17 protein-coding genes are annotated in these 18,812 nt (G+C 45.6%); 5 read left to right on the plus strand and 12 right to left on the minus strand.

Features of this window, described 5'->3' with window-relative positions:
* Window position 1 precedes the first annotated feature (1 nt).
* Window positions 2–1,498: a PH domain-containing protein gene (locus tag K5Q92_RS02175; protein ID WP_220767420.1), complete on the minus strand. Its 1,497-nt coding sequence runs from the start codon at window positions 1,496–1,498 to the stop codon at window positions 2–4.
* Window positions 1,488–2,090, minus strand: coding sequence for a PH domain-containing protein (locus K5Q92_RS02180; RefSeq protein ID WP_220767421.1), 603 nt, complete (start codon window positions 2,088–2,090; stop codon window positions 1,488–1,490). The genes K5Q92_RS02175 and K5Q92_RS02180 overlap by 11 nt, the downstream gene beginning before the upstream one ends.
* A gap of 175 nt (window positions 2,091–2,265) precedes the next feature.
* Between K5Q92_RS02180 and K5Q92_RS02185 the strand changes: the two genes are divergently transcribed.
* From K5Q92_RS02185 to torR, 3 genes are all read left to right on the plus strand, one after another.
* Window positions 2,266–2,562, plus strand: a complete 297-nt coding sequence (locus K5Q92_RS02185) for a helix-turn-helix domain-containing protein (RefSeq protein WP_220767422.1) — start codon at window positions 2,266–2,268, stop codon at window positions 2,560–2,562.
* 256 nt (window positions 2,563–2,818) lie between these two features.
* Window positions 2,819–3,556: a TorF family putative porin gene (locus K5Q92_RS02190; protein ID WP_374758429.1), complete on the plus strand. Its 738-nt coding sequence runs from the start codon at window positions 2,819–2,821 to the stop codon at window positions 3,554–3,556.
* Between the two features lie 179 nt (window positions 3,557–3,735).
* A complete protein-coding gene (torR, locus tag K5Q92_RS02195) occupies window positions 3,736–4,446 on the plus strand; it encodes a two-component system response regulator TorR (RefSeq protein ID WP_220767424.1) in 711 nt (236 codons plus the stop codon).
* Between the two features lie 5 nt (window positions 4,447–4,451).
* On the opposite strand, the gene torT is transcribed toward torR, so the two are convergent.
* On the minus strand, window positions 4,452–5,516 hold the full coding sequence (gene torT, locus K5Q92_RS02200) for a TMAO reductase system periplasmic protein TorT (protein WP_220767425.1): 1,065 nt from the start codon (window positions 5,514–5,516) through the stop codon (window positions 4,452–4,454).
* 82 nt (window positions 5,517–5,598) lie between these two features.
* Here torT and torS point away from each other — a divergent pair, with 82 nt between their 5' ends.
* Entirely contained in the window at window positions 5,599–8,697 is a 3,099-nt protein-coding gene (torS, locus tag K5Q92_RS02205) for a TMAO reductase system sensor histidine kinase/response regulator TorS (protein ID WP_220767476.1), read from the plus strand.
* Between the two features lie 98 nt (window positions 8,698–8,795).
* On the opposite strand, the gene torD is transcribed toward torS, so the two are convergent.
* The 7 genes from torD to K5Q92_RS02240 all read right to left on the minus strand — a co-directional run bounded on the left by torD (window position 8,796) and on the right by K5Q92_RS02240 (window position 16,172).
* Entirely contained in the window at window positions 8,796–9,461 is a 666-nt protein-coding gene (gene torD / locus K5Q92_RS02210) for a molecular chaperone TorD (RefSeq protein ID WP_220767426.1), read from the minus strand.
* Complete coding sequence (gene torA / locus K5Q92_RS02215) at window positions 9,458–11,950, minus strand: trimethylamine-N-oxide reductase TorA (protein WP_220767427.1); 2,493 nt, start codon at window positions 11,948–11,950, stop codon at window positions 9,458–9,460. The genes torD and torA overlap by 4 nt, the downstream gene beginning before the upstream one ends.
* A 14-nt stretch (window positions 11,951–11,964) precedes the next feature.
* Complete coding sequence (gene torC, locus K5Q92_RS02220; protein ID WP_220767428.1) at window positions 11,965–13,143, minus strand: pentaheme c-type cytochrome TorC; 1,179 nt, start codon at window positions 13,141–13,143, stop codon at window positions 11,965–11,967.
* A 40-nt stretch (window positions 13,144–13,183) separates the two neighbouring features.
* Window positions 13,184–13,354 (minus strand): periplasmic nitrate reductase, NapE protein, encoded by a 171-nt coding sequence (locus K5Q92_RS02225; RefSeq protein ID WP_012156555.1) that lies wholly within the window; start codon window positions 13,352–13,354, stop codon window positions 13,184–13,186.
* A gap of 281 nt (window positions 13,355–13,635) precedes the next feature.
* The gene (locus K5Q92_RS02230; RefSeq protein WP_259649465.1) at window positions 13,636–14,022 is read right to left on the minus strand and encodes a DUF2956 domain-containing protein; all 387 of its coding nucleotides are present in this window, start codon (window positions 14,020–14,022) and stop codon (window positions 13,636–13,638) included.
* Window positions 14,023–14,108: 86 nt separating this feature from the next.
* Complete coding sequence (gene hutW, locus K5Q92_RS02235) at window positions 14,109–15,518, minus strand: heme anaerobic degradation radical SAM methyltransferase ChuW/HutW (protein WP_220767478.1); 1,410 nt, start codon at window positions 15,516–15,518, stop codon at window positions 14,109–14,111.
* A gap of 120 nt (window positions 15,519–15,638) precedes the next feature.
* Window positions 15,639–16,172 (minus strand): dihydrofolate reductase family protein, encoded by a 534-nt coding sequence (locus K5Q92_RS02240; RefSeq protein WP_220767429.1) that lies wholly within the window; start codon window positions 16,170–16,172, stop codon window positions 15,639–15,641.
* Window positions 16,173–16,310: 138 nt separating this feature from the next.
* On the opposite strand from K5Q92_RS02240, the gene K5Q92_RS02245 reads away from it, so the two are divergent.
* Window positions 16,311–16,868, plus strand: a complete 558-nt coding sequence (locus tag K5Q92_RS02245) for a TetR/AcrR family transcriptional regulator (RefSeq protein WP_220767430.1) — start codon at window positions 16,311–16,313, stop codon at window positions 16,866–16,868.
* A 97-nt stretch (window positions 16,869–16,965) separates the two neighbouring features.
* Here K5Q92_RS02245 and K5Q92_RS02250 read toward each other — a convergent pair whose 3' ends face one another.
* On the minus strand, window positions 16,966–17,763 hold the full coding sequence (locus tag K5Q92_RS02250) for a heme ABC transporter ATP-binding protein (protein ID WP_220767431.1): 798 nt from the start codon (window positions 17,761–17,763) through the stop codon (window positions 16,966–16,968).
* 5 nt (window positions 17,764–17,768) lie between these two features.
* A complete protein-coding gene (locus K5Q92_RS02255; RefSeq protein ID WP_220767432.1) occupies window positions 17,769–18,785 on the minus strand; it encodes an iron ABC transporter permease in 1,017 nt (338 codons plus the stop codon).
* Window positions 18,786–18,812: the final 27 nt, after the last annotated feature.

Consider the following 18,812-nt stretch of genomic DNA (forward strand, 5'->3'; position numbering starts at 1 on the left):
GCTATATCCAGTTTCGGTGGTCGTTATGAATAAGCACGAGTGCTCGCTCAGCAATCGTTCGTGCCGCAATGATAGAGATATAAGGCAGTTTCACTGTACCACTGGCGAGACCAATTTCAAGATTAGCCAAGCCACTGCGCTTCTGATTAGGCGACTGAGTTATTGCCACATGCTGAACCTTGCTCAGTGCAATGAGCTGCCAGCTTCGCCCAAGCAACCCTGAATGAAACCAAAGATTATTACCTTCGAGTCGATACCCATATTGGCGATACTTTAAGTAAATGGCGATGCAAAATAGGCTTGCACCTATCCAAAGCAGATCGGTAAACAGATTCAAGCCAAGAGAGTAGGTATTAATTGCAGGCACTAAAAACGGCAGAAATCCACGGCGCCAAAACCAGCCCATGTGGATGCGTTGATATTGATTTGGTAGCCGAGTTGCGCTGGCTTCTACCCCTTTAAGCCTAGGTAAAAGCTCGGCGGTATCGGCTCGGTCCATGCTGGGAATCAGCATATTAGTGCTACCGCGCTGTTCGATTTCGTGACCCTGAACCTGTTTAAAGTAGACTGTCCAAAGCTTGAGTAAACGACCAACCAAAGGTTGATAGAACTTAATAACCTGAATGCGCCTTAGTGCCAGCGCGTCATTTTGTTTGGCAATGATGCCACCAGTGCGATGCAATGTGTTACCGCTACGGCTTAATTTATATGGGAAATATTTAAGCACTGCCGATACGATGGAAATGACAGAGAATAGTAAATAAAACGTAGCTAAGGCCAAAACCCCAAAAATGAGTTGAAGTGCAATACTGGCGGCGATATGAGCATTATACCAAGCCCAGAACGACTGTAATAATTGCAGATTTTCCATTGACTCCCAATCTAATTGACCAAAAATAGGGCCTAAAATAACCGCCAACCAAATGGCGTTATTTTGGTAGAGACCAAATAGAATAAGTTGTTTTAGGCTCTTTTTAGAAAGGGGCTCAACTTGCTTGCTGTGAGTCAGTTTAGCAGCAGGGGTTAGACTTGCCTGTTCATGCTCAGCCATTAGTTGTTTCTTTAAACTGAGGGCATCTTTATAGGGGAGGGCCGACAGCTCCGCCTCATTACCCTTAGAGCCAGCAGTTTCAACGACGATGCGATAAAGCCCCATAGGCCGAAAATAAAGGGGCTGTTCTAGGCGAACATTTTGGATCTTACTAAAGGGGAGTTCATCGGCTTTCTTAAAGATGATCCCGTGTTTAATGTTGAGCTTATTTGGTTCAAGTTTAAAACGAAATTTTAGCCATTGCAGCACACTAAAAACAAAGATCAGACTTATGATAGCGGTAATGGCTACAATCACCCATGGGCTGCTAAAGCCTTGCTGCCAACCGGTATAAACCACAGGAATAAGGGCATAACCGCTACTTAATAACTGCTTAGTGGTAAGTAGGGTAAAACTAATGATTGACCACGGCGAAAGTGAGCTCCACTGAGCGAATTTATGATTCATCGCTAAGTTCTTCAGATTGTATCTTGCTTTGTGGGTTTGCTTGGGCAGCTTGTGCTAATAGGTGTTGGCGTAGGTGTTCAGCCGTTTGTTGCTCAATACCTGGAAGTTCTATCTCGGCTGAGCCACTACCTGCGCTGAAACACTTGAGTGTCGATAGGCTAAAATGACGCTCTAAGGGACCATGGGAAAGGCTTACATGTTGTAGCCTAGAGTAGGGAAGCGAGGTGCGTTTTACCCACCAAAAGCCTTTTTGCATGAGCAACTCATGTTCGCAGGTGGCGTAGCAGATTGACTTAGCATGGCGATCTCTTAAGTAACTTATGAGGGTTAATAGCAATACTGCTCCGGTCAATATGGCTAATAGCTGCAACAAATCAAGCTCTCTTGGAAGGATGAGTATTAGTGAAAGCGCGATAAATCCTATGCTGCCGAATAGGAGGCTTTCACATAGCACTTGGGTGTAATGGCGTTTATCAATAGGCTGCAGCACCACTTGATCAAAGCCTTGCCACTGACTTGGCACAATGACATCTCGGCAAGCTTGTTCGTCAATAGAGTCAGCTTCGTTGCTGATATTTTCATTGCTATCCATTCCAACTCTCGTTTGCGGTTATCAACGGCTTTTGACTATATCAGTATGTACGGCGTTATCGCCATAGGGAGACATATTTGGCAACATTTTGTTCTGTAAATATCGAGTACTTATTACTTGTTATTTATTGTAAATAAAGTAATTTATTGCAAACACCCTCAATAATGATAATGCCATGAGTCTCAATTTTACAGAATCGAAACAGCAGAAGGCTTTTTTAAGAAAGCTCTATATTGCTTATCTTATAGACAGTGAACGTCACAACCTATTGTCACTGCATAAAATAACTGAGATGCCTCGCCGAACCTTACAAGATGCCATTGCCGCCTTAGCTGACTTGGCGATAGAGTGTGAGTTTGTGCAAGATGGTGAACGTAATAATGCTGGGTTTTATCGGATTAATCATTGGGGGGCCATTAACCGAGATTGGGTGGTGCAACATCTAGGTGAGATCCAAATTCAACTTAGCTAACTCTGGTCTTTAAGGGAACCCTCGAGCCTTTATTTTTCAATTTAACCTGAAACTAAGCTTCGCCTCTAACCGCTATTCTAGTGTTAAACAGGCTTTCTGCTGTTGAAAGCCTGCCAAACTCATTTATTCATATTCATTCATAATGTTGGTTTTTTAGTTCATATCTACTCGCAAGGTCATTAATAACTTGCTTGTAATATTTGCTCTAGACTTAGGTTGATACATATAAATCGAAACAAATATTGGGATGATGATTATGAAATTTACACATGCGATTATGCTTGGCAGTTTAGCGATGGCGAGCATGGGCTCAGCAGTTGCTGCAGACGACAATGAGCTTTTCGGTGGTGAGATCAGCGGTAACGTTAAGTTTGCTACTGACTATGTATTCCGTGGTGAGTCAGAGACTATGGATGGCGACGTACCTGTTGTACAAGGCACCTTAGGCTGGGCAAATGACGACGGCTGGTACACAGGTGTATTTGCATCAAACATTAAATTTGCAGACCCAAACCTTGAAATCGTTACCGCGCCTTATATTGGTAAAGCGGGCGCCTTTGGTGACAGCGGTTTTACTTATGATGTGATGGTATTTTCATATCTTTATCCAGGTGCTTCATACTCAAACTACACTGAACTTTGGGTTCGTGTAGCTAAGCAGTTTGGCCAAGCTAACGTTCAGTTAGAAGTGACACCTACATTAGATGATTGGTTTGGTGTTGATGGTTGGCAAGGCGTCAACTATGCGATTCACCCAAGCTATGATTTCAATAATGGCGTGAAACTATCTGGCTCATTTGGCTATCAAGATCTTGATGGTGAGGGCGCTGAAGGTTGGACGCACTGGAACTTAGGTGTTGAAGCAAACTACGTCGGGCTAACGTTCGATCTACGTTACCACGGCAGCTCAGTTGACGAGTCTCACTTAGTGTACGGTACTCAAACCGAAATCTTCGATGATCGTGTTGTATTTGGGGTTAGCAAAAGCTTCTAAGTTAATCATCTCAAAGTTATTTTTAAGAGCCAGCTCATTTTGAGCTGGCTTTTTCAGTTCTGACAACCTTTTCAAATAGTCCTCGTACTCCTCAACTGCTCGCTTTACGTGCTAACTTGTGTATATTATGTGGCGCGTTTTAGTCAGGCTTTTAAAAGTAAAAGCGGTTGAGGTGGTATATGGGTTACCGAGTACTGGTTGTTGATGACGAAGCTGTCATCCGAGCTAGGTTAAAAGGTTATTTTGAGAAAGAGGGCTATGAAGTGCTCGAAGCTCAAGATGGTGATCAGATGTGGCAAGAATTTGAGCGCCAGCATATTGATCTGGTTATGCTCGATATCAATCTCCCCGGTGTCGATGGCTTAAGCCTAGCGCGTGAGCTGCGAAGCAAGAGTCATGTGGGAATTATTCTAGTCACTGGCCGTGACGAAACCATAGATAAAATTGTAGGCCTAGAGATGGGCGCCGATGATTACGTCACTAAACCTTTTGAGCTTCGCGAGTTATTGGTAAGGGTAAAGAACTTACTCTGGCGGATGTCATTGGTGAAAAAAGCGGTTGCCGATAGCGCAGAGCAGGTCGATGTCGACGATAATATTATCGCCTTCAATGATTACATTTTAGAGCTAAATAGCCGCCAACTCACCCATAATGGCGAGTCGATAAAGCTCACCAAAGCCGAATTTGAACTGCTTACCGCCTTTTCGCTACACCCTCAACAGGTGCTATCTCGCGAGCGTTTAATGATGCAAACCAGCCACAGAGATCAAGACGTCAACGATAGAACCATCGATGTGATTATCCGCCGTCTGCGTAATAAGTTATCTGCAGATCTGTTTGTCACCGTTCACGGTGAAGGCTACCTGTTTGCTGCAAAGGTGAAAGACTGAGTCTGTTACTTGTCGATATTGACCCGATAAATCGGATAATACTCCGCTGGTGGTAGGCTGGTTTTAAGCACATCTTTACTGATGTGCTGCGGGTATAAGGTTTGGATCTTGGGGCCGATATCGCCAAACGCCTTTGCACCTTCAAGTTCTCTTACCGTAATGTCTATGGCGAGCTTTCCTTGCAATACGACTAGGTCATCGTTACTAAACTCAATTTTTCCACGATAGATCCCTCGCAATACCGCTGGGGAGAGGTAGCTGCTAATTAACTTAACTTTGTCTGTTAGATGGTTTTGGCGAAGTATGCTGACCCCCGCCTCGATGGCAACGGCGCTACCGAGAATATAATCGGGCGTCTGCTCACTCAATAGCGCCTCGAGTTCGTCGCGGTAGAGGTTGCGATTATTGTCGGCATGATGCACGGCGCTAATAGTGACTAAACTGTCTTTCAGTGCCGCAGATACGCCTTGCTCTACATAATCACTGCCACCTAGCTTATCGGGGCCGGTTAACAGTGCAAGGGTGACCGGTTCTTTGGCTTGACGCTTAATATAGTCTCCTGCCATAAATCCCATCTGATACCAGTTAACCCCCACTCGGGTATTCACTTTGGGGTGCTTGAGTCGATTGACGAGCGCAATTACTGGCTTAGTGATAGGCGCTTGATAGAAATCTAAGATGTCAGGACGTACGCCACCAAGTAATATCGCATCAAAGTCGTGCTTCATACAGTTATCGAGTTGGCTCAGCTGTTTTTCTTGACCGTAATAGCCACCCGCCTCGAAGAGTTCCAGCTTAAGGTTTAGCGCTTTGGTCTGCTGGACCAATCCGTAGTTAATGCCAGTCCAGTATGTGTCTTTCAGGTGTGGTACTAAGGCGCAAATTCGCCAAGATTTTTTTGCTGTTGAGAGTGGGGTTAGCTGTAGTGGCGCAGTGTGTTGCAGCACTTTTTCATAGGGGGTTCTCTGCTCTAATGACCAAGGCGATAGGGGATTGGCCGCGCTTGTCTGTATGGCTAATAAACTCAAGCCGACAAGGAGTAATAAACGCAGCTGCATAACTTTTACCATGGTTAAGGTCCCTATGAATTGATTAAATAATTAATGCAATTGGTATAATATTGTACCAGCTTAATAGATAACAGTGAGTGTATTGTTTTTGCCAAAACCTCCTTCGCCTAAATTATCTCTATCGAGAAAAAGCCTGATTGGCCGTCTTATGTTGGCTTTTGGTTTACTTGCCTTACTGCTGCTCCTACTGGTTAGTCTTGGCAGCGTGAGTCTACGCTGGGTTCAGCAGGCTGATAAGTACTTATATAACAGTGCATTACCAGCTTCTGAGGCCGCGAGTCAGTTGGCGCTTTCCAGTAGTGCCTTGGCCGAAAATGCAGGGCAATTAGGTCAGACACAAGATGAAGCTCAGCGGCAGTTTGTGGGGCGTAAATTGTCCATTGAGAGTGCAACTATGCTCAGTGCTATTAAAGTCCTAAAGGCCCTTGAGGTGAATTTCGATTTAAGCCTTGAGCAGAGTGCCTCGGAGATTATTGGCGATACCTCTGAGCTTGGAGAGCTGGTTGGTCAGCGTATTCAAGTGGCTTATAGTTTAAAGAAACAGGGGCTGGAGTTAGTTAACGCAGCCAATAAGAGTACCGAGCTGCTACTTGCCGAGCTGGCGATTGTCGATTCAGGGATCTTATCTAAGCTGAGTCTGGCGTACCCAGATGCTGTCGGTGCTGAAAAGACTTCTCAACTGCTTGATACCCTGATAGAACAAGACTTAGACACTCAGGAGCGCCTCAACCGAGCCCTTAAAATTGTTCACAATATCGCCTTGATGGGGCAGATGTTCCAGTCTCCTGAGTTAGAGCCGGGAGGCTATCCGTTGCTGGGTGATATAGGTAGTCAGGTCACTCAAGTTGGCGCTCCAACTATAGCCGCACGCCCAAAGCTTGAATCGGCCGAGGTGGAGAGTGGTATAACCCATTTAGATAAGAGCATAGGTCATTCCCAGACTCGCTATTTGGCGTCTCTTACTAGCTTGACCCATATTATCCGCGATCCAGACCGTGCTAATACGTTAGCTAAGCAGTTTGCCATATTACAAACCTTGCCGAGTAGTCTCACCTTACAAAAAGAGTATGCCCAGTACCATAGGGCTCAGGAGCTACAGCTACAAACCATCACAGATAAGCTGGATGTGCTCAATAAGGTGGTCGCTAACGCGATGCAGTTGCAACGTATTGAGGCGGATAATGCTCGAAAAAATTACCTTAAACAGCTCAGTTGGGCGAAAGTAGGTTTATGGACGACGGGCTTATTGATGTTTCTGCTGATCTTTATCGTGGTCTACAAAGTGATTTATCGCGGTATTGCGCTTAAACTCGATGCAGCCACTAAGGCGCTTGCTCAACTGAGCCTAGGTAATACCGCGGTGACGATCGATACCCAAGGTGATGATGAGCTTGCAGCTATGGCCAGTGCCATAAAGGCCTTTAGGCAAAAAACCGACCATAACCAGAAGCTACAGGCAGAACTGCGTGAGACCGCTGCTGAACTGTTTGAACATAAGCAGGCATTGGAAGCTAAGGTAGAAGAGCGAACCCTAGAGCTCGCCGAGGCGAATATTCAGCTAGATAGAGAGGCTAAAGGTCATGCGCTAGCAAGAGATATGGCCGAGCAGGCTAATCAGGCCAAGTCGCTCTTTCTCGCCACTATGAGTCATGAGATCCGTACGCCACTTAATGGCCTATTGGGCACCTTGACGCTACTTGGGCACGCTAAGCTACCTCCCGCGCAGCAGCAACTATTGGCTCTGTCACAATATAGCGGCACGCTGTTGCAAACGGTATTGAACGATATTTTAGATTTCTCCCGCCTTGAGCAGAGAAAGCTTGCCAATGAGCCTCGCGCCATCGATATCAACGAATTACTGGAGCAGGTGGTGGCGATCATGTTAGCGGGGGCTGGGCTTGCCGGATTGACCCTGCGTGCTCACCATAGCGACCTGCCAAAGTGGATCTATATCGATGGGCCCAAACTGCGTCAGGTATTGTTAAACCTATTGGGCAACGCGATCAAGTTTACCCCTCAGGGGAGAGTCGATTTAATTGCCGAAGTGGAAGACGGCTTACTGCAATTTAAGGTGCGAGATACCGGCGTCGGGATCGATTCAAAGGCGATGAAAAAGCTCTTTAAAGCCTATGGTAATGATCCGAGTAAGGGACGAGACAGAGGAACTGGGCTCGGGCTGGCGATCAGCAAGCAGTTAGTGCAGCTGATGAATAGCGACAGTGATATCGATAATCCAGGTGTATGGGTAACGAGTGAAGTTGGCAAGGGCAGCTGTTTTGGTTTTTCATTGCCGTTGGTCGTTTGTGACCGACCTGATTTTGAGCTGCAACAGCAAGTTGTTCATACCCAAAGTAAAAATCTGTTAGTTATCGAAGATAACAAGATTAATGCCATGGTGGCTCAAGGATTCCTCGCTCACCTTGGACACACATCTATGTTAGCCAAGAGTTGCGAAGCTGCGAGAAAAGCCTATACGGTTCAAAGTGCGAAGGGGTTCGATGCCATCATGCTCGATATTCAACTCGGTGATGGTTCAGGGATTGAGTTGCTGGCAGAGTTGCAAGAGGTGAATAGGCAAGCCGAACATCAAATCGAAATCGCCGCCTTTACCGCTCAGTTGCAAGCCGATGATATGGAGAACTATCAAGCAAAAGGCTTTGACTTAATCTTGATGAAGCCCCTAGATATGCAGGCGTTATCCAGCTGGCTAGGCAGCGCCGCCCCGCTTTCTGGTAATGACACTCATGCTGAAACAGCTTTGAGCGATAAATTAACCTTGAGCGAAGAAACAGTCAAAGATGAAGTTCTCAAAGAGAAGAGCGATACATTGACTAGCAATGACGCAGATACGGACTTACTCGATGAGGCTCAGCTAACCCAAGATTTAACCTACCTCGGATTAGATACAGTGATAGAGTTAGCTACGATTTATCAGCAAACCAGTCAGGTACATTTTGAGGGCCTTTTAAAGCCCGATGCCGATGTGAAGCATATCCTCCACGCACTAAAAGGTAGTAGCGCTAATATGGGGCTGGGGAGCTTGTCTACTCGCTGTAAAGAGCTAGAAAAGTCAGGGCTGAGTCAAAGTGAATATCAAGCTTCTGAACATGAATCGCTAGAGGCGCTGTGGCAGAGGTCATTAGTAGCCTTACAATCATGGATAGCGCAGCAACAAGCATAATCACTGAAGTACGTGAGCAAGCACAGAGATAAAAAAGGGTGATGAACTTAAGTTCATCACCCTTTTTTGAATACTTGTTTCAAAGTATCGATTAGCGCTTAGCTAAGCTCTGATTCAAGCCACTCGGCATCAGACTTAACCCAAGAGTGGGTTAATCTCGCCAAGGCCTGATAAAAGTTACCAGTATCAACTTCGGTGACCTTAGCCACAAAGTTGTTTAACCAGTTGGCTAGATTCGCTTGAATAAAGCTCAATTGTTCGGCTTCATCACTATGGGTACAAAGGTGAGCCACGTAGGCTAATATCACCGCTAGATGATCGGCTGGCTCAGGAAACTCACTTTGTACCTGCAGCTGACTCTGCTTTAAAAACTGAGTCATCTGCTGATGCTGTTCACCAAAGAGCAGTGGCTCATCACCTTTTTTCGCAGGCTTGTCACTTAAGTACAGGCTTGCGTATGGTGATGCGCTGTATTTAGTGCCGACTAAGAACAGACCGCAATAATCAGCGGCAAGCTCTAACAAGGCTTTATCAGTGTTGAGCTTTGCAAGCTCAGCGACTAATACATCCACGTCAGCTTTAAATTCAGCCTCGCTACCCAGTTGCGCCCAAAACTGTTTGGCTTGATCACTGGTTAAATCATGTAGCGTTTTATGATCAATTTCTTTGGCAAACAGTGACGAAAGTAATTGATAAATCGTACTTCTAACCTGATCTACTGGGTTAACTTCAACTGTCTCTGTGTTCACAGCATCTTTTATCATAATGCAATCTCAACCGGGCCGCTAAATGAACTTACTGCAGGTACTTTACCTTTATACTTTTCGTAGTCAACAAGGCAGGTATAGGCAGAACAAGCTTGTGCTAGCTTAGAAGTACCAATATCTAATGTTAGGGTGTTTGGATCACCGTAACTACAGATTGCACCAATTTCTGCGCCGCCTTCTTTGCTACCGTCTTTACCAACAGGGCCATACCAAGCGCCCTCTTGAATACGGATAATCCCTTTAGGGAATTTATCCGATACCACTGCACCAGCAAGCAACTGTCCACGGTCGTTAAACACACGTACCACATCACCTGATTTAATGCCGCGTTGCTTGGCATCTTCAGGGTTTAGGTATACTGGCTCACGTCCGTTTACTGTGTAAGTTTCACGGAATTCTTCTGATTCACACATTTGTGAATGCAGACGCTTGTCTGGGTGGCAAGACTGCATCCAAATTGGGTGCTTGTCAGAACCTGGACCACCATGGCTACGTTCTGCTTTTTCCATCCATGTTGGGTGGCCTGGGCAGTCGTCATATTCGTAGTGGGCGATTTTACGGCTGAAGATCTCAATCAAGCCAGAAGGCGTACCCAATGGATTGATCTCTGGATCATCTCTAAATGCCGCGTGACGCACCCAAGGCTCACCTTCACCAAAGTAAACATAACCCTCTTTCCAGAACTCCTCGAACGATGGCATCTCGAACTTACCTGCGTTAGCCGCTTTACAATCGTTGTAAAGCTTCTCTAGCCATTCACGTTCATTCATACCACGAGTGTACTCTTTCTCTTTGCCAAGCAGTGCGGCGAAGCGAGTGAAGATCTCAAAATCTGACAAGCTTTCATATAGTGGCTCAACCATCTTCTGCATGGCTAACAAACCACGGTTAGCATATGCGCCGTAGATGTCGATGTCGTTACGCTCGAACGTCGTACATGCAGGTAATACGATGTCAGAGAAACGACAGGTCGCCGTCCAGTTCATATCAATCGACACGATGCACTCAAGCTTATGGAACGCTTTTTTCATGCGGTTACGGTCTTGGTGATGGTTCCATGGGTTGTTGCCCGAGAACACCATCATCTTAATGTCTGGATAGGTGACTTTAGTACCGTTTGAGTCAATGGTTTTACCTGGCTCGAGGATTGAGTCAATCCAGCGCGCAACAGGGATAGTGTTGCTTGCACCTTTAAAGTCGTTGCTATCAAAAATTGGCTTTTGGCCTTCGTCAAGGTTACGTGGGAATGCACCTGGCGCTGCAGCACCTGAAGACGGTACACCAATACTTGAGTAGTGGTGACCATAGCTAATACCGCCGCCTGGTAAGCCAATTTGGCCAATCATGGTTGCCAGCACTGCTGCCATCCAATAAGGCTGCTCACCATGTTGCTGACGCTGAATACACCAGCCCATCAACATCTGGGTGCGGTCTTTTGTCATTACCTTAGCAAGGTCGCGGATGATCTCAGGAGAAACGCCGGTGATCTCTGCTGCCCATTCAGGTGTTTTCTCAACACCGTCAGTTTGGCCTTTAATGTAAGGTAAGAACTTGTCGAAACCTAAGCTATAACCTTCGATAAACTTAGTATCATGAAGGTTCTTGTCTACCATTTCGTGAGCAATACCTAGCATTAACGCTACGTCGGTTTGCGGATTAATGTAAAGTTGCTCACAACCTAGGTATTGCTGTGTTTTCGTGACGACAGGATCGATGCTGATCACACGAATTTCGCCTTTCGCTACTTTCTCTTTTAATTGAGCAAGGTAAGCGTAAGACTCATGTGTTTCTGCGTTCCAGCCGACTTGTAGGTTCTTGTATGGATCATTTGACCATAAAATAATGGTTTTAGAATGTTCCAGAATTAACGACCAAGAGGTACCTTGAGCGTAAACTTCGGTAGAACCTAAGATGTAGGGCAAAATGGTTTGCCCTGCACCTGTAGAATAGTCACCGACTTTCTTAACGAAATTACCGTGCATACCTACTGCGCGTTGCATGTGGCTGGTACTAGAGTGCAACTGACCCGTTGCACGCCAACCTGTTTGCCCTGCGTGTAGTCCAGATGGACCATACTTAGTTTGCACTTCATCGAGTGAATCTTTAAATAGGCGTAGTGCCTTGTCCCAAGTGACACGTACAAAGCGGAAATCACCTCGTTGTGTTGTATCGCTTTGGTGACCTTTTAATAAAAAGTCTAAGCGAACCATTGGGTAGCGAACACGTGATGGGTTGTAAACTAAGCCCTTAATACCGTTAATCATATCCGTTGGATACATATCAGTATCGAAAGGCTTAACTTCCGATATCACGCCGTTTTTACGCTTCATCTTGAACGCACCGAAGTGCGAACCCGTTGTAAGCCAGCCGTCTGACGCATCAGCTCCTGATGCCGCTAAAGCGTTTAGTGGCGCAAGTACCGATGATCCGCTAAGTACGACATAAGATGTTCCTACTAAGCCTTTTAGAAAGTCTCTTCTGTTCATTACATTACGTCCTATTAGTGAGCTGACTTATCAAAAGTTGAAGAATGCTCTTGTAAATACTTTTGTACCAAAGCCTGTGTATCTTGATCCATGTTGACGAATGCGATCATGCCTTGGAACATACCTGGCCATGTGTTGGCATCAAAATGCGCTTCAGCTGGCTGAGTGTGACATACGCTACATGCTGTGCTGTATGTGCTACGAGCGTAATCCCATAGTGGTTGCAGATCAGTTAGCAAGTAGTCGGTATCAGTCCAGATATCAGCTTCAACACGCTGCCATTTAAGGCCGGTCATTGGATCTTCTTTCTCTTCGAATGTCTTAATTACACCCTCTTCTAGCGCAGCATCTTTAGTTAACTGAGCCGATAGAATGTTTAAGCCAAAGTCGTAGTAGATCACGCGGCCTGCACCGATTTTCTTTCTCCAACCATCAATACCGATTTTGGCTCGGTTACCTTTTACTTCTAAGATTTTTACCTTAGTTGCAATGTTTAATGTGCCGGCTTCAACATCAGTTTTATCATTGAAGAATAATGGTTTAGTCAATGCGGTAAAGTAAGTTTGCCCCACTTGAACACCACTTACACCGCGACCCACTTCGGCAATCAACTCTGGCGCACGAGCGGTACCCATTTCTGGTAGTTTGTGTGCAATACCTTTGTGGCAATCAACACAGCTTTGATCTAGTTCAGCAGCGCGCTTCATTTGTTTAACTGCAAGCTTAGACATGCTGTCCCACTTCATAGAGTCGTACTGGTGACAGTTTTTACAGGCGGCAGACTTATCACGGTCAAAACGTTTCCACTCACGGCTTGCCATTTCAAGACGCTTAGCTTCAAACTTCTCTGGAGTATTGACGGTATTAAACAACCAACCGTATACGTCGTGAGAAGCTTCTAACTTACGGGCAATCTTACGGCCATAGTCATGTGGTACGTGACAGTCTGGACAGGTTGCACGAACGCCTGAATGGTTTGAAAAGTGAACAGTCTGTTGTAGCTCTTGGTAAGGCTTGCTTTCCATGCTGTGACAGCTGATACAGAACGCTTCTGTGTTTGTCGCTTCCAGCGCGGTGTTAAACCCGCCCCAGAAGATAATACCCATTAGAAAGGCAGAAATACCGATACTTCCTAAGGTTAGGTATTTTGCAGGTTTAGTCAGTGTGCGCCAGATGTTAAGTAACCATCTCATAACGGCATCCTCGTAATAAAATTAAAGTGAGTTATTGAAATTAGTGAGACGCAACGCCACTAAATGTAAGAGAAATCCAGATGATCAAGCCGTATACGCTAACAAACGTGGCGGCTAATGCTGGAAATAGAATGAAGATGATAAAGCCCAGTGCCTTTAATTCATCTTTCTTGCTGCTAACCTGTTCTTTTGGGGGACATTGCTCAGTCATGACTGTGTGCTCCGGCTAATCCATATTTTTTGATAGGCTAAGTATAGATAGAGAATGTGAATAGTGATGGGGGGATCAATGAATAAGATAAGACAAGTTATGACAAATTATGAATAGAATTCCCAACGCATTTCTCTAGTACTATATTTTAGTTTAGGGATAGCTAAACAATAGCTTATAAGTATGTACTAAACAATGGTCAATGAAAAAGAGGCGAGCACTAAAGGGGGGCGTTAGTGCTACATTAAAAGACGTTATGAAGAGATGTGAAACATGATTTATTAGCTGATGACGATGTAAGTTATAAAGCCAATCCAGCTGATAGTCAGTAGGCCCCAAGGTAAGTATGGACTGGCTGCGCGGTCTTCAATATTGCTGTGGTCTTGTTCGGCAATATTGGCTTCACGAGCCTTGGCTCTACTTTCTTGCTTACGGGCCTTATCTCGCTCCCGTGCCTTACCTTTTTGAAGTTTTTTGTATTCGGCAATGCCTTTTTCAATTCCTTGAGCAATTAGTTTAGTTTGCTCCTTCGTTTGCCCTGGCTTTTGTGTTGATTTGGCCACTTGAAGTGCTTCTATTTTTGTTTCTTCTGAAATAGCCTTCTTTGCAGCCGAAGGTTTAGTGCCTGCTTGTTTATTAGCGGTTTTTTTCGTGTTGGTTGCTGCCATAAGTAGATGAATGCTTAGCTAAGAATAAGCGCACTATATCAGCTCTGTATCGAGATGTGCAGTGCGCTTTGAAGCTGCCGCCCTTGTTAACTTGCTATCGCAGGGGGCGGTTGCTTGTAGGGATCGTCTTGAGTGAAAATTGGGTTTTTGGCTAGGTAATCAAATAATCCAGTTTGCATATTCACGTTCCAAAAACGCCCTGCTAGGGTCAGTGTTAGCTTGTGTTCACCTAGGCTTGCTAAGCCATTTTTTTGCCATTCAATAAACAACGGCGTTAAATGTGTGGTCATCTTTTTAGTGAGTAATTTTAAATCGAGTGCCCCACTATCTAAGCCTCGCTTAAATATGGCATCTATTTTAGCCGATGGGTTAGGGCTCATTAACATGCCTGGCACTTGTATCGGTGCCGCAGGCATGGTTGTTGAGTTGTTTGTTGTTCGCTCATCATGAGCTTGGTACCACTTCTTTAGATCTCGTCCGTTCATACAGCCGTGGCCGTGAATGCTACCACCCGCACCAGCGCCAAAAGGTAAGATTTCAATACCACTTTTTGCCAAGCTATTATAAACACTGCGTTCACGACTATCTCGACGCCAATGACAGCTTGATAAACGCTGCCAGTTTTGTGCCTCAAAGTGATTTGAACCAGAGGCATACATGTTGGCGCGCGTTTGGCTGTCGGCTTGAAAATCGCTGATAGGTGTCCCGAGTATTTTGCCTTTTTCACGAGCATGTTCGATGCGTGTACCGCTTAGCCCGATTAGCTGATACAGATCCACTCCATGTACGCCGCTATCGATAACCGCCTGTAAGTCTTGTTGCCAAACATCCAAAGTTTGGCCGGGTAGACCAAAGATAAGATCGATGACAATACTGGCACTAGGGTGCTGGCTTAACTGTTGCAACCGATTGAGTAGAAAGTCTTTATCATCAAAGCGTCCAGCGGCTTGGCGTACTTGAGTATCAAAGCTCTGCACACCGAATGAAAAGCGGTTAAATCCGTTAGCTGTGGCATTATGCCATTTATCGTCGTCAAAGCCGTTGAGCCTGCCTTCTAATGTCACTTCGGCATTGTCTACTAACGGAAATCGGCTAATGGCTTCACCGAGCAGCTTCACTTCATCACTACTGATATCGGTGGGGGTGCCACCGCCCACATAGACGGTATTAAATGGACGGCTTTGAGCCAGTGGCGTGTCGGCAGCAATATGAAGCTGTTCGGTGAGATTTTTGATATAGCGACTGATCCGCTCTGGGTTAGTACCATTCTCAAAAAAGTTACAGAAAGTACAACGTTTCCGGCAAAAAGGAATATGGATATATAGCGCACGCTCAGTGGCTTGACTTGGCAGCTGCCACCATTGTTGCCACTGCTGCGACTCAAGAAAGACTGGACGGCTACCACTACGGCCTGCGTGGGGAGCACTTTTCACTTTAAAGGCATGTTGCAAGGGATCTGGGCTAGCAATGCCAGTCATGCTTGGCGTTAAAATCATCGTCACTTTCAATCTCACAAGAAATATTGTGATAATGATAATTATTATCAAATGCGCAAGTGGTGAGATGGATCAACTTATCTGGCTTTGCAATGTAAATATTGCCAGTTATGGTGCGATTTATCGCTGCCTAATAAAGCTATTTTGCACTAAGTAGTCGACCAAAGGCTCGGCTTTTACATGCTTAAACTTGAGTGGTGACGCCAGCTCACCAAACAGTGGTATACCGCCGCCGAGTAAGACTGGAATAGTGGTAATAATCATTTCATCGATTAAGTCTTGTTGTAAGAAGCCTTGAATGGTTTTGCCTCCATCAATATAGAGGTTGTTGTAACCTTGGGCATTGAGTTGTTTAACCACTTGCGGCAAGGGACCATTAACTAAAAACACCTTGTCTTCTAAGCCTGCTGGCACATCAGTTAACGTATTACTGAGCACAAATACCGGCTTATTATAGGGCCAGTCGATGCCAAAACTCAGTACAATTTCTAATGTATTACGCCCCATCACGAGCGCATCAATACGCGCCATAAAATCACCAAACCCAAGATCTGAACCCTCTGGGTTAGGAATATCGTGTAACCAATCAACTTGATTGTTTTTGTCGGCAATGAAGCCATCAAGGCTGGTGGCAATATAAACAATATTAGGCATAGTCACTTCTCGCTTAAAGGTGGGCTAGTTTGCGAGTGATAAGTTTAGTTAATGCCTCATGGCTTGTTAATCAAATCACTTGCCGTTAAAATAATTAAATCTACAGTGTAGAATTAATTATTTTAACGGGGCTCATTTATGACTGTCAAGCCAAAGAAGCGCGGTAGGCCAGCGAGCCAGACTCGCCTATTAAGTAAAGAAGTGATCGTTGAACAAGCTAAAATCTTAATGTTAAACGATGGCAAAACACCCAGTATTCGTAATCTTGCTAATACGCTATCTGTCGATCCAATGGCGATATATCATTATTTTAAAAATAAAGATGCTTTACTTGAAGCTATAACCATCTCTTTAATGAGTGAAATTTGCCAACCTAAAGCAGAAGTTCGCTGGCAGGAGGCCCTTACAGAGCTAAGTTTGAGTTACTTAAACTTACTTAAGCAGTATTCAGGGTTATTGGAAACCTTGCTATCGATGCAGTCGAGTGGGCCTGCCGAGATCTTTATTAGTCGCTTTAAGTTGATCCTCAAACCTTTGGCTTTAGATGAAAGCGAGACCGATAATATCTTATGTTTGCTGGTGGACTATCTGCACGGTGTTGCGTTGGCGTACCGCTGTAATAATACGGAGCAAATATTAGATGAAAAGGCAATAAAAGGCCCTTTATCTGTTATTTATAGAGCGCTGCAAAATTAGCTTGTAGGCTGAGAAGTAAAAGAGTGCTCTCGGAAAAATCAGCACTCTTGGGGATATCATGTCATTTATAACTATTGCTGCTTAGAAGAACGGTTACTTAGAACAATAGTGGTGTTTGTTTGCCCGGCTCCATCACCACAACCGGATCGTAATGCCACACTTGCCTAATAGTCTCTGGGGTTAAGGTTTCACAGGGCTCACCGTCACTGACAATAGATCCATTCTCCAACACTACTAGCCTGTCGGCATAGCGTGAAGCTTGGTTCAGATCGTGTAACACCACAATCACCGCATAGTTGTGTTCATGGGCTAGCATTTTGGCAAGTCCTAGCACTCTATGCTGCTGGGCTAAATCCAGCGCCGAGGTGGGTTCATCTAAAAGCAAGATTGGGGGGCGCTCTGACTGGGCAAGTTGGGTAAGTACGCGAGCTAATTGGACTCGCTGCTTTTCTCCGCCAGAGAGAGTGGGGTAACTGCGCAGCTTTAAGTGGGTTAATGCAACTTTATCAAGCTGTTTATCAACTAAAGCTTTGCCTTGTTGTTGGTTAATTGATAAGGGGTATAGTCCCATTTCCACCACTTCATGCACCTTAAAGGGAAAGGTGAGTGAGGCATGCTGGGGGAGTACCGCCAATGACTTGGCCAGCAGTTGTCGATCCCACTTGTTTAATGCTTCTTGGTAGATGTTGATCGTACCTGTGTCGGCCTCAACCTCCTGACACAGGCTCTTTAGCAAGGTCGACTTGCCCGCACCATTGGGGCCGAGTAGGGCGGTGACTTGGCCGGCGTGGATCTCAAGATTGATATCGGTCAGAACGGGCTTATTACCAATACGTACAGATAAGTGACTCACTTGAATCACGCTCTGCAAGCTTTCTTGTTTTAGGCTATTCATTTAACTTACACCAACCTATGACGTTGCTTTAATAGCAGTAAAATAAAGAAAGGCGCACCGAGCAAGGCGGTAACGAGTCCTACGGGAAGCTCAGATGGCGCCACCAGTGAGCGTGCGCCAATATCGGCCAGTGCTAAGATGGCAGCCCCTAGCATCGCACTCAGTGGCAATAACTGTTTATGGTCAGGCCCTACCATCATGCGCACTAAATGCGGCACCACTAAGCCGATAAAACCAATAATCCCAGTTGCCGCGACAGAGACACCAACGCCAATGGCACATAATACAATCAACCGCAGCTTCAGCTTATCGACATCTAAACCTAAATGACGAGCCTCAGCTTCTCCAAGGAGCAGGGCATTGAGGGCTTTGGCGCTGCGATTAAATTGCCAACTGACCAGTGCTAGGGCCACTAAGGTCAAAATAACGTAGTGCCACTGGGCACCTGCGATGGAGCCCATCTGCCATAAGGTCAGATCTCTTAGGGCCATGTCATCGGCCATATAAGTAAGCAGGCCAATTCCCGCCCCTGCGAGCGCTGCAATGGCAACGCCGGACAGCAAGAGTAATACAACGGAAGTTCCACTTGCGCTGCTAGCAAGGCGATACACAATTAAGGTGGTGACTAAGCCTGCGAAAAAGGCGCTAAGGGCTACCATGTACTCGCCGCCTTGTGGGATGAGTACAATGCAGATAGCTGCGCCTAGTGCTGCACCCGATGACACCCCAATAATGCCTGGGTCCGCCAGCGGATTTCTAAATAACCCCTGCATCACTGCGCCGCACTGGGCAAGCACTGCGCCAACAGCAAGTGCTAACAAGGTGCGTGGTAAGCGCACATTGTTGATCACTAGCTGTTCATGTGGAGCCACGTTGCCCAGTTCCAATTGAGTGGCCCAGTTAACCATGGCGTGAAAGCTTACCGACGGGCTAATTTGTAGGGGACCTATGCTGACAGACATCAGGCTGGTAATCACCAAGGTGGTGAGTAAACCGGGCCAAAGCCAACGACGATTATCCATTGTATTTCCTGCTGTTAAGTTCAAATA

It is taken from the genome of Shewanella sp. MBTL60-007 (genome assembly GCF_019654915.1).
Taxonomy (GTDB): Bacteria; Pseudomonadota; Gammaproteobacteria; order Enterobacterales; family Shewanellaceae; genus Shewanella.